At 74.4% G+C, this 12,829-nt stretch carries 3 protein-coding genes; 1 reads left to right on the forward strand and 2 read right to left on the reverse strand.

The window, feature by feature from the left end:
* Window positions 1-6,821: type I polyketide synthase (locus tag ACH4EB_RS37950; protein ID WP_398353068.1), on the reverse strand; the 6,821-nt coding region annotated here is incomplete at its 3' end.
* Between the two features lie 269 nt (window positions 6,822-7,090).
* Between ACH4EB_RS37950 and ACH4EB_RS37955 the strand changes: the two genes are divergently transcribed.
* Window positions 7,091-8,278 (forward strand): cytochrome P450, encoded by a 1,188-nt coding sequence (locus ACH4EB_RS37955; RefSeq protein WP_398353065.1) that lies wholly within the window; start codon window positions 7,091-7,093, stop codon window positions 8,276-8,278.
* Between the two features lie 64 nt (window positions 8,279-8,342).
* On the opposite strand, the gene ACH4EB_RS37960 is transcribed toward ACH4EB_RS37955, so the two are convergent.
* Window positions 8,343-12,829 (reverse strand): SDR family NAD(P)-dependent oxidoreductase (locus tag ACH4EB_RS37960; RefSeq protein ID WP_398353066.1); only part of this gene is annotated, 4,487 nt, incomplete at its 5' end.

The following is a 12,829-nucleotide window of genomic DNA, read 5'->3' on the forward strand; positions in this document are numbered from 1 at the left end:
ACGACCGACGACGGGCCATTGACCGCCGCGATCGACACACCCTCCACCAGGTGCGGAAGAACCTCGTCCTCCGTCGCCCGGACCGCCACCATCGCGCCGCCCACGGGCAGGGCCTGCATGAGCCGGCCCCGCGCCGCCACCAGCGCACACGCGTCGGCGAGCGAGAAGACGCCTGCCACGTGCGCGGCCGTGATCTCGCCGACCGAGTGTCCGGCCACGTACTCCGGCCGCACGCCCCAGGATTCCACCAGCCGGAACAGGGCGACCTCGACGGCGAACAGCCCGGCCTGGGCGTACGCGGTCTGGTTCAGCAGCTCCGCGTCCTCACCCCAGACAACCTCGCGCAACGGACGGTCCACGTGCTCGTCCAGCCCGGCGCACACCGCGTCGAACGCCGCCGCGAACACCGGATACCGCCCATACAGCTCCCGGCCCATGCCCAGGCGCTGCGAGCCCTGGCCCGAGAAGAGGACGGCGTTCTTGCCGTCGTGGGCGACGCCCGTGGTCAGGGCGGGGTCGGCAACGCCCGCGGCCAGCGCGGCCAGGGCACGCGTCGCGGCGTCGTGGCTGTCGGTCGCGACGGCCGCGCGGTGGGCGAAGTCCGTACGTGCCGCCAGTGTGTACGCGGTGTCCGGGAGCCGTGGTGCGGGCGTGCGGTCGAGGTGGGACAGCAGCCGGGCCGCCTGGGCCCGCAAGGCGCTGTCGGTCCTGCCGGACAGCAGCAGGGGCACCGGGGCCTCGGGGGCGGCGGGGGGCGTCTCGGGTTCGGCGGGATCGGCCTGTTCCAGGATGACGTGCGCGTTGGTGCCGCTGACCCCGAACGCGGAGACGGCGGCCCGCCGCGGGTGGTCCGTTCCGGGCCAGTCCGCCGGCTCGGTGAGCAGTTCGACCGCGCCTGCGGTCCAGTCGACGTGCGGGGTGGGCTCGTCGATGTGCAGGGTGCGCGGCAGCACACCGTGCCGCATGGCCAGGACCATCTTCATCACACCGGCGACACCGGCGGCGGCCTGGGTGTGCCCGATGTTGGACTTCAGCGTTCCCAGCAGCAGCGGCCGGTCCTGCGGCCGCTCCTGGCCGTAGGTGGCGAGCAGCGCCTGCGCCTCGATCGGGTCGCCCAGTGTCGTACCCGTACCGTGCGCCTCGACGGCGTCGATGTCGGACGCGGCCACACCGGCGTTGGCGAGGGCCTGGCGGATGACGCGCTGCTGCGAGGGGCCGTTGGGGGCGGACAGGCCGTTGGACGCGCCGTCCTGGTTGACCGCCGAGCCGCGGACGACGGCGAGCACCCGATGCCCGTTGCGCCGGGCGTCCGAGAGCCGCTCCACGAGCAGCAGTCCCACGCCCTCGCTCCAGCCGGTGCCGTCGGCCGCCGCCGCGAACGGCTTGCAGCGGCCGTCCGCCGCCAGCCCCCGCTGCCGCGAGAACTCCACGAACACCGACGGTGTCGCCATCACCGTCACCCCGCCGGCGAGCGCCAGCGAGCACTCCCCCTGGCGCAGCGACTGCACCGCCATGTGCAGAGCCACCAGCGACGACGAGCACGCCGTGTCGACCGTGACCGCCGGTCCCTCGAAGCCGTAGGTGTACGACATCCGGCCGGAGACCACGCTCATCGAGGTGCCGGTGAGCGAGTGGCCGGCGACGTCGTCCCGCGTCGCGTTCAGGACCGTGCGGTAGTCCTGGGTGTTGGCTCCCACGAAGACGCCGGTGCTGCTGCCGCGCAGGGACTCCGGGTCGAGACCGGCCCGTTCGAAGACCTCCCAGGAGGTTTCCAGCAGCAGCCGCTGCTGCGGATCCATGGCGAGGGCCTCGCGGGGCGAGATGCCGAAGAAGTCCGCGTCGAAGGCCGCCGCTTCGTGGAGGAAGCCGCCCTCGCGCGCATAGCTCGTACCCGGGTGGTCGGGGTCGGGGTGGTAGAGCCGGCCGAGGTCCCAGCCCCGGTCGTCGGGGAGCGGGGTCACGGCGTCCCCGCCTTCGGACAGCAGCGCCCAGAGGTCTTCCGGCGAGTTCACTCCGCCGGGGAAGCGGCCGGCCATGCTCACGATCGCCACCGGCTCGTCGAGGACGGCCGCCGTCCGTTCGACGACGGCCGCGGGCTCGGCCGCCGTGCCCACGATCTCGGAGCGCAGGAACTCGGCGACGGCGGTGGGCGTGGGGTGGTCGAACAGCAGGGTGGCGGGCAGGCGCAGGCCCGTCGCGGCGGACAGGCGGTTGCGCAGTTCGACCGCCATCAGCGAGTCGAAGCCCACGTCCCGGAAGGCCCGCCGGGCCTCGACGGCGTCCGGTGAGTCCTGACCGAGGGTCCTCGCCGCCTCCTCCTGGACCGCCTGCAGCAGCGCCTGCTGCTGTTCGGCGGCGGGCAGGCCGGCGAACCGGCCGCCCAGCGGGGAACGGTCCTCGCCCGGCGCGGCGTCGGTGCCGTCGTCGGCGGCCGTGAGGGCGTGCCGCGCCTCGGGCAGGTCGGCCAGCAGGGGGCTGGGGCGGACGGCGGTCAGGGCGGGGGCGTACGCCGTCCAGTCCACGTCGGCCACGGTCACGTTCGCCATGCCCTGGGCCAGGGCCTGGCGGAGGGCGGCGAGTGCGGTGTCCGGGGCCATGGGAAGCAGGCCGTCACGGCTCGTCCGGTCGGCCACGCCCTTGTTCGTGGCCATGCCGAGGTCCGCCCAGGGGCCCCAGGCCGTCGCGGTGGCCGGCAGGCCTTGGGCGCGCCGGTGTTCGGCGAGGGCGTCGAGGAAGACGTTGGCGGCGGCGTAGTTGGCCTGACCGGCCTGGCCCAGGGAGCCGGCGACCGAGGAGAACAGCACGAACATCTCCAGGTCGAGGTCCCGGGTGAGGTCGTGCAGGTTCAGGGCGGCGGTGACCTTGGGGCGCAGTACGGCCTCGAAGCGTTCGAGGGTGAGCGCGTCCAGCATGCCGGCGTCCAGGACGCCGGCGGCGTGCACGACGCCGGTCAGGGGCGTCTCTTCCGGGATGTCGGCGAGGACGGCCGCCAGGGCGTCGCGGTCGGCGGCGTCGCAGGCGGCGACGGTGACCCGGGTTCCCCGTTCGGTGAGTTCGGCCGCGAGTTCCGGGGCGCCGGGGGCTTCGAGGCCCCGGCGGCTGGTGAGCACCAGGTGTTCCGCCCCGGCGTCGGCGAGCCAGTGCGCGAGCTGGGTGCCGAGCGCGCCGGTGCCGCCGGTGATCAGGACCGTGCCGTGCGCGGTCCACTCGGCGCCGGTGTCGCCGCCGGGCGCGATCCGGGCGAGGCGGCGGGCGAAGGTCCCGGCGGGCCGGATCGCGGCCTGGTCCTCGCTCGCGGCGAGTACGTTCAGGAGCCCGGTGACGGCCCGGCTGTCGGGGGCTTCGGGGAGGTCGACGAGCCCGCCCCAGATCCGCGGGTACTCCAGTGCTGCCGCGCGTCCCAGGCCCCACGCCTGTGCCTGCACGGGGTGGGTGAGCGCGTCCCGGTCGTCGACGGCGACGGCGCCGCGGGTCACGCACCACAGCGGGACCTGCCGGCCGGAGGTCTCCAAGGCGCGCAGCAGGGTGACGGTGGCGGCCAGGCCGCGTGGTACGGAGGACAGGTCGGGGTGCGGTCGTTCGTCGAGGGCCAGCAGCGACAGGACACCGTCGACCGGGCCGTCGGGCCAGGTGACGGGCTCGTTCGCGGCGCCGGTGCCGGGCAGTACGAGCAGTTCGGTGTGCAGGCCCTGCTCGCGCAGGGCGTCGAGGAGCCGGGTGGTCCACGGGTCGTCGGCGGCGCTCTCGGGCAGCGCGACGAGCCAGTTCCCGGTGGCGGCGCGGCCGGTGGGGGCGGTGATCGGGGTCCACTGCGCCCGGTAGGTCCAGCCGTCCGCCATGGCCTGGGTCCGGCGCTGCTTGCGCCATGCCGAGAGGGTGGGCAGGAGGCTGCCGAGCGAGTCGGCCTCGGTGCCGTCGATGGCCAGGACGGCCGACAGCCCTTCCAGGTCCTCGCGTTCGACGGCTTCCCAGAAGCCGGCTTCGCCGGTCTCGGCGGCGGCCGGTGCGCCGTCGGCCGTTGCGGTGGCGTCCAGCCAGTACCACCGGCGCTGGAAGGCGTAGGTCGGCAGGTCGACGCGGGTGGCGCCGAGCGGAGCGAGGCAGGCGGCCCAGTCGACGGGGACACCGTGGGCGGACGCGGTGGCGACGCCCTCGGCGAGGGCCTGGACCTCGGAGTGGCCGCTGCGCAACAGGGACAGGAGGAGCGGCTGTTCGAGGGTGGTCAGGGAGTCCTGGACGCTCGGGACGAGCACGCTGCCGGGGGCGAGTTCCACGAACGCGGTGACGCCCGCGGCTTCGAGGGTGCGCACCGCGGTGCAGAAGCGGACACCCTCGCGGATCTCCCGGACCCAGTAGTCGGGGGTGCGCAGGTCGTCGCCGGTGGCCGGCTCGCCGGTGAGCGTGGACACCACGGGGATGCGCGGGGCGTGGTATTCCAGTTGCTCGGCGACGCGCCGGAAGTCGTCCAGCATGCCGTCCATGCGCGGGCAGTGGGAGGCGATGCTCACCCGCAGCCGTTTGACGCGGCGTCCCTGGGCCTCCCAGTGGGCGGCGGCCTGCGCGACGATCTCCTCGTCACCGGAGATGACCAGGGCCTCGGGCCCGTTGATCGCGGCGAGGGTGGCCCGGTCCTCGTGGCCGGCGAGAGTGGCGCGCATCTCGTCCTCGGTGGCCTGGACGGCGACCATGGCGCCGCCTTCGGGCAGCGCCTGCATGAGGGTGCCCCGGGCCGAGACCAGCCGGGCGGCGTCCTGGAGGGAGAGGATGCCGGACACGTGGGCGGCGGTGATCTCGCCGACGGAGTGGCCGGCGACGTACTGCGGTGTCATGCCCCAGGACTCGACGAGCCGGTACAGGGCGGTCGCGAAGGCGAAGAGCGCGGTCTGGGTGTAGTCGGTGCGGTCGAGCAGGGCGGCTTCGTCCGTGCCCTCCTCGGCGAACACGATGTCGCGCAGCGGCCTGCCCAGGTACTGGTCGCACTCGGCACACGCCGCGTCGAAGGCCGCGGCGAACACGGGGTGGACGGCGTACAGTTCGCGCCCCATGCCCAGGCGCTGCGGGCCCTGCCCGGTGAACAGGAACGCGGTGGGCGTCCTGGCGGCGGCGCCGGTCACCAGGCCGTTCGCGGTCCGGCCTGCGGCAAGGGCGTCCAGACCGCGGAGGAAGGCGTCCCGGTCGTCCGCGACGACGGCGGCACGGTGCTCCATGAGGGCCCTGGTGGTCACCAGGGAGTGGGCGACGTCGGCCGGGTCGAGGTCGCCGCGAGCGCGCACGTGGCGGCCGAGCACGGCGGCCTGGGCCCGCAGGGCCTCACCGGTGCGCGCGGACAGGATCCAGGGCAGCGCGCCGGGCCGGGCGGCCGGCGCGGGCGTCGGCCCGGCCTCGGGCGCGGGCGCGGGTGCCTGTTCCAGGATGACGTGGGCGTTGGTGCCGCTGATGCCGAAGGAGGAGACGGCGGCGCGGCGCGGGCGGTCCGCCGCGGGCCAGGGCTCGGCCTGCGCGAGGAGCCTGGCGTGGCCCTCGCTCCAGTCGGCGTGCGGGGTGGGCTCGTCGAGATGGAGCGTACGGGGCAGTTCGCCGTGCCGCATCGCCAGGATCATCTTCATGACGCCGGCCAGGCCCGCGGCGGCCTGGGTGTGCCCGATGTTGGACTTCAGGGAGCCGATCAGCACGGGCCGGTCCGCGGGGCGTTGCTGTCCGTACGTGGCGAGCAGGGCCTGGGCCTCGATGGGGTCGCCGAGCCGGGTGCCGGTGCCGTGGGCCTCCACGGCGTCGATCTCCGCGGTGCCGAGCGCGGCATCGGCCAGTGCCTGGCGGATGACGCGCTGCTGGGAGGGTCCGTTGGGGGCGGTCAGCCCGTTGGACGCGCCGTCCTGGTTGACGGCCGAGCCCTTCAGCACCGCGAGCACGGGGTGGCCGTTGCGTACCGCGTCGGAGAGCCGCTCGGCCACCAGCAGTCCGACGCCCTCGCCCCAGGCCGTGCCGTCGGCGCCGGCCGCGAACGGCTTGCAGCGGCTGTCGGGGGCCAGTCCGCGCTGGCGGGCGAAGTCCACGAACATCTGCGGGGTGGACATCACGGTCGCGCCGCCCACCAGGGCCAGCCCGCACTCGCCGCGCCGCAGTGCCTGCGCCGCCAGGTGCAGGGCGACCAGTGACGACGAGCAGGCCGTGTCCACGGTCAGGGCGGGGCCTTCGAGACCCAGGACGTAGGAGATCCGGCCGGAGGCGATGCTGATGAGGTTGCCGGTCAGCAGGTGCCCGCCGGTCTCCTGTGTGCGCCGGGCGCCGTCCGCGTCGTACCCGCCGTGGCCGGTGCCGACGAAGACGCCGGTGCTGCTGCCCGTGAGCGATTCCGGGGCGATGCCGGCCCGTTCGACGGCTTCCCACGCGGTCTCCAGCAGCAGCCGCTGCTGGGGGTCCATGGCGAGGGCCTCGCGCGGGGAGATCCCGAAGAAGGCGGGGTCGAACTCGCCCGCGTCGTGGAGGAACCCGCCCTCGCGGGCGTAGGTGGTGCCTTGGTGTTCCGGGTCGGGGTCATAGAGCCCGTCGAGGTTCCAGCCGCGGTTGCCGGGGAAGGCGGACATCGCGTCGACGCCGCCCCGCAGCAGCTCCCACAACTCTTCCGGCGAGCGGACTCCGCCGGGGAAGCGGCAGGCCATCGACACGATCGCGATGGGCTCGCGCTGCTTCTGCTCCGTCTCGTCCAACTGCTGGCGAGTCTCTTGGAGGTCTGCGATCGCGCGCTTGAGGTACTCGCGCAGCTTCGCCTCGTTCGACATCAGGATGCCAACCCCTCGTGAAATGCCGGTTCTGGGGCACAGAGCGTCGACACTCACGTCTGACCCACTGTTCACGGCCCATCCTCGTCCGAGGTGGACTGCGGGTTTCCCTAGATCTCGGGTCCGCGGCCGGCGTACGCGTCACGGCGGCGGGTGAGGACGGCGCCCGGGGGCGGCGCGGCGGGCCGGTACGGCGGGCCGGCGAAGAGGACTAAGGGATTCCGGGCCCCGGCGTCGCTAGCCTCTCCCACTTGCCCTGCGCGTGCGCTCCCGGCGCAGCGCGACGAACGCACCTGTGAAGGGACTCCTCCGTGACCGCTTCCCGCGATCTTCCTGCCCTCGACCTGGAGCCGCCTGCCTTACTGAAAGTGAGTCCGCTGCTGCGCCGGCTACAGGAGCGGGGGCCGATCCGCCGCGTGCGCACCCCCGCCGGGGACGAGGGGTGGCTGGTGACCCGCCACGCCGAACTGAAGCAGCTCCTGCACGACGAGAGGTTCGGCCACACGCACCCCGACCCGGCGAACGCGCCGCAGTACGTACGCAATCCGTTCCTCGACATGATGATCACCGACACCGACGCCGAGGCCGGGCGCCGGGCGCACGCCGAGACCCGCCGCCTGCTCACGCCGATGTTCTCCGCCCGGCGGGTGCGCGAGATGGAGCCGAAGGTGGCGGCGGTCGTGGAGGCCGTACTCGACGCGTTCATCGCCCAGGGCCCGCCCGCCGACCTGCACGACGGGGTCTCCGTACCGGTTGCCCTGACGGTGCTCTGCGACCTCATCGGCGTGCCCCCGCAGGACCGCGGACAGCTCACGGCGCTGCTGTCCCGGATGGCCCTGCTGGACAACCGCGACGGCGTGGAGCAGGCGCAGCGCGAACTCTCCGCGTTCGCCGCGGGGCTCATCGAGAAGAAGCGGACGGAGCCCGGTGAGGACATCCTCACCCGGCTGTCCGGGGGCGGACTGTCCGACGAGCGCGTGGCGACGCTGTCGGTGGGCGTGCTGTTCGCCGGGCTGGACAGTGTCGTCACCATCATGGATCACGGCGTGGTGCTCCTGGCCGCCCACCCCGAGCAGCGCGCGGCGGCCGTGGCGGACCCCGACCTGATGTCGCACGCCGTGGAGGAGGTGCTACGGGCCGCCAAGGCCGGCGGGTCGATCCTGCCGCGCTACGCCTCCGAGGACATCGAGTTCGAAGGGGCGTCGATACGGTCCGGGGACCTGGTCCTGTTCGACTTCAGCCTCCCCAACTTCGACGAGCGGGCCTTCGACGAACCGGAGCGGTTCGACATCACCAGAACGCCCAACCCGCATCTGACGTTCGCCCACGGCATCTGGCACTGCGTCGGCGCGCCCCTGGCGCGTATCGAGCTGAAGACGGTCTTCACCCAGCTCTTCACCCGCCTGCCCGGTCTGCGCCCGGCACGTCCGGCGGAGGGGCTGCGGGAGAAGGAGGGCCGGCTGTCCGGCGGCCTCTCCGAGCTGCCGGTGATCTGGTAGCGAGGAGACCTCACGGCGGGCGGCCCGCGGGCCGCCCGCCGTGGTGTGGGTCACGGCGCCGCTGTCACGCGCCGAAGACGGAGTCGAACCAGTTGTCCGCGATCTCCGCGGCCGCCGGGGCGTCGGACCGGACGATGGACAGGTGGTCCGCGTCCAGCTTGACGATCTTGGCTGTCGGGATCTTCTTGCTCAGCCCCTCTCCGTCGGCCTCGATGCCCGGGTACAGCCGCGTCGCCTGGATGCTCAGCACGGGGGCGGTCATCTGCGGTACGTCGATGCTGTTCAGCAGGCGCATCCACCGCCCCATCGAGGACAGTTTGGCGTTGGTGAGCCGCACCTGGGAGGCCTCCGCGGCGAGGAAGTTCGCCCGCAGCAGGCCGCCGTAGTCGATCTCCTCGTGCGACTCGTGCCGGATGCTGAGGGTGTCCAGCAGCACCAGGCCCGCGGGCTTGATGCCCCAGGTGCTCTCCAGCAGCCCCGCGGCGGCGTAGGAGTACGACCCGGCGGAGGAGTGGCCGACCAGGACGAAGGGCTCGCCGTCGCTCGCGCGCAGCACGCTCTCCGCGATCGAGCGGGCCGCGCACTCGGCCGTGGCCGGCTGCGGGTCGCCCGGGGCGAAGCCGACCAACGGCAGGGCGCAGACGTGCCGCTTTCCCCGGAAGCGGGCGGCGAACCTGGCGTACTCCTGGACGCCGCCGTTGGCGGTGGGGGTGCTGATGCAGATCAGCCGCGGTGTGGCAGGGCCCTCGGCGAGCGTGGTCGGCAGCGGCAGGTCCTCCAGTTCGGCCGTGTTCTCGAAGGACGGGCCGCCGACGCCGCCCATAGCCGACACCAGTCGCATGGCTTCCGCGATCTTGTCTTCCCTGATGGCGGTGAGGAAGCGCTGCTCCAGCCAGTCGACCTGCTCCCCGGCCGCCGCGCCCATGAGTCCGGCACCGGAGGCGGTGGCGCCCGCGCCCGGCCGTGCGACGAGTTCGCCGCACAGCCAGGTGGCGAGCTTTTCCGGGCTCTTGTTCTCGAAGACCACGGTCGCGGGCAGGTGCAGACCGGTGGCCGCGGCGAGCCGGTTGCGCAGCTCGACCGAGGTCAGGGAGTCGAAGCCCAGCTCCAGGAACTCCCGGTGGGTCTCGACGCCCTGCGCCGAGGCGTGCCCGAGCACGGCGGCGGCCTCGGTCCGTACGAGGTCGGTCAGCAGGGCGATCCGCTCGTCCTCGTCCAGGCCCGCGAGCTGCCCGGCGAGTCCGCCGGCCGGGTCGGCGCCGGTGGTGGCGGACCCGGCGGCGCGGCGGCGGGACGTGACCAGGCCGCGCAGTACGGGCGGTACGGGGCCCTCGACCCGTACCGTGCCGGAGGTGCGGCCGAGCGCGACCGCGACGAGATGCGCCGCGTCGCACTCCCCGGCCGCGTCGAACAGCGCCAGCCCCTGCTCGACGGTCAGCGGCTTGGCACCGTACGCGGCGATCCGCTGCATGTCCCCGTCGGAGAGGGCAGCGGTCATGCCGCCGCCCTGGGCCCACGCGCCCCAGGCGAGGGACTGTGCGGGCAGGCCCCGCGCCGTGCGGTGCCGGGCGAGCGCGTCGAGGAAGACGTTGCCCGCGGCGTAGTTGCCCTGGCCGGGGGCGCCGGCCACGCCCGCGATGGAGGAGTACAGCACGAACGCGGCCAGGCCGAGGTCCTGGGTGGCCTCGTGCAGATGCCAGGCGGCGTCCACCTTCGGGCGCAGGACGGCCGACAGCCGCTCGGGGGTCAGCGAGGCCACCACACCATCGTCGAGGACGCCGGCCGTGTGGATCACGGCGGTCAGCGGGTGGGCGGCGGGCACCGACGCCACGGCGGCCGCGACTTCCTGCCGGTCGGCCACGTCGCAGGCGCGGACGGTGACCTCGGCGCCGTGGGCGGCCAGTTCGTCGCGCAGTTCGGCCGCCCCGGGCGCGTCGGGGCCGCTGCGGCTGACCAGCAGCAGGTGGCGTACGCCGCGCTCGGTCACCAGGTGCCGGGCGAGTTCGCGGCCCAGGCCGCCGGTGCCTCCGGTGATGAGTACGGTGCCGTCCGGGGCCCAGGCGCGCGGCATGGTCAGCACGGTCTTGCCCACGTGCTCGGCACGGCTGACGCCGCCGAACGCCTCGGGGGCCCGTCGTACGTCCCAGGTGGCGACGGGCAGCGGGCGCAGCGCGCCTCGGGCGAACAGCTCCAGCAGTTCACCGAGCATGGCCTGGACACGGTCCGGGCCCGCTTCGGTGATGTCGAAGGCGCGGTGGCGGACCGGGGTGACGGACTCGGGGTCGCGGGCCCCGGCCGGGTCCGTCTCCAGGAAGTGGCCGCCGGGGGCGGTCACCCGCAAGGAGGCGTCGGCGAACTCGCCCGTCAGGGTGTTGAGCACCACGTCCACCCCGCGGCCGTCGGTGGCCTCGCGGAAGCGCTGCTCGAAGTCGGTGGTGCGGGACGAGGCGAGGTGGCCGGGCGCGACCCCCAGGTCGCGCAGGGCGTCCCAGGCGTCCTCGTCGGCCGTGACGAACACCTCGGCGCCGAGGTGCCGCGCCAACTGGACCGCCGCCAGGCCCACGCCCGCGGCGTCGGCGTGCACGAGGACCGACTGGCCCGGCCGCAGGGCGGCGAGGTCCGTCAGGGCGTAGTGGGCGGTCAGGAAGGCCAGCGGTACGGAGGCGGCCCGGTCGGGCGACCAGTCGTCGGGGGTACGGGCCAGCAGCCGCTCGTCGGTGACGGCCACCGGGCCGAAGGCGCCGGGCACCAGGCCCAGTACGCGGTCCCCCGGGCGCAGGTGGCTCACCTCGGGACCGGTCCCGGTCACCACACCGGCAGCCTCGGCACCCATCCGCACGGGCTCGTCCGGATGCTCGCCCAGGGCGCTCCGGACGTCGCGGACGTTCACCCCGGCGGCCTGGACCTCCAGCCGGACCTGACCCGGTGCGAGCGGCTCCAGGATCTCCGGGCAGGGCGCGAGCGTCAGGTCTTCGAGGCCGCCCCCGGCCGCGCTGTCCAGCCGCCACGGCTCCCCGACGGGCGGCAGCAGTCCCGCGCCGCTGCCCAGGAGCGCCAACCGGCCCACCCGGACGGCGCCGTCGCGCACCACGAACTGGGCCTCTTCGGTGGCCAGCAGGCCAGGAAGCTGCGCGAGCACCGCGGCGAGGTCGCCGTGCCCGTCGTCGAGGTCCAGGAGCGCGGTCCGCCCCGGGTTCTCCGACTGCGCCGAGCGCACCAGCCCCCAGACCGGGGCCGCGGCCAGGTCCGTGACGGACTCGCCCTCCTCGGCGGAGACGGCGCCGCGGGTGACGAACACCAGGCGCGCGGTGCCGGTCCCCTGCCGCTCCTCCCACTCGTGCAGCAGATCCAGCACTCGGGCGGTCAGCGCGTGCGCGGCGGCGGGCACGTCATCGCCGGTGCCGGTCACGGGGACCACCACGAGGTCCTCGTCGCCGGTGAGATCCGCCAGGGAGGCGACCGAGGCGCCCACGCCGAGTTCGTCGGTGCCCAGGGACACCGGGCGGATGTCGGCGGGCTGCGCCTCGGGGGCGGCCACCCAGTCCAGCGACAGCAGCGCGTCGTGCGCCGTGCTGCGCCGCGTCGCCGCCGGGGCGGCCGCACCGGCCAGTTGGCCGCGCAGCACCAGTGCCTCGGCGGACAGTACGGGTGCGCCCTCGACGTCGACGGCCGCGATGGACACCGAGTCGTCACCGGTCCGCGCGACGCGGGCCCGCAGGACCGACGCGCCACCGGCGTGCAGCGACACGCCTTGCCAGACGAACGGTATGAGCTGGTCGTCGGCACCGCCGACGCCGGCCATCCGGTGGGTCTGCAGCACCGGGTCCAGCAGCGCCGGGTGGATCCCGAAGGACTCCGCCTCGTCCGCGACCTGGCCCGGCAGGGCGACCTCGACGAACACCTCCCCGTCGCGCCGCCACACCGAACGCAGCCCCTGGAAGGCCGGGCCGTATCCGGTCCCGTCGTAGAAGCCCTCCAGGTCGACGGCCTCCGCGTCGCGCGGCGGCCAGACCGGGGAGCCGAAGTCCGCGATCCGTTCCCCGGTGGTCAGGGTGCCGGTGGCGTGCTGGATCCACGGCTGGTCGGGGTCGGCGTCGGAGCGCGAGTGCACCGAGATCTTCCGGGCGCCCGTCTCGTCGGGGGCACCGACCAGCACCTGGACCTGGGCGGCGCTCTCCGCCGTGAGCACCAGCGGGGCGAGCAGGAGGAACTCCTCGACCCGGTCGCAACCGGCCTGGTCCCCGGCGCGCATGGCCAGCTCCAGGAAGCCGGCGCCCGGGAAGAGGACATTCTCACCGATCGCGTGGTCGGTCAGCCACGGGTACGTCTGCAACGACAGCCTGCCGGTGAACAGCACCTCCCCGGAGTCCGCGAGCGTGAGCGTCGCGCCCAGCAGGGGGTGCTGCGCCGGGAGCAGCCCCACGCCGGTCACGTCACCCGCCGACGCGGCGGGCCGGGGCCAGTACCGCTGGTGCTGGAAGGGGTAGGTGGGCAGGTCGGTGCGGCGGGCACCGGTACCGGCGAACCACCCGGCCCAGTCCACAGGCACAC

Source organism: Streptomyces sp. NPDC018045, assembly GCF_044327445.1.
GTDB lineage: Bacteria > Actinomycetota > Actinomycetes > Streptomycetales > Streptomycetaceae > Streptomyces.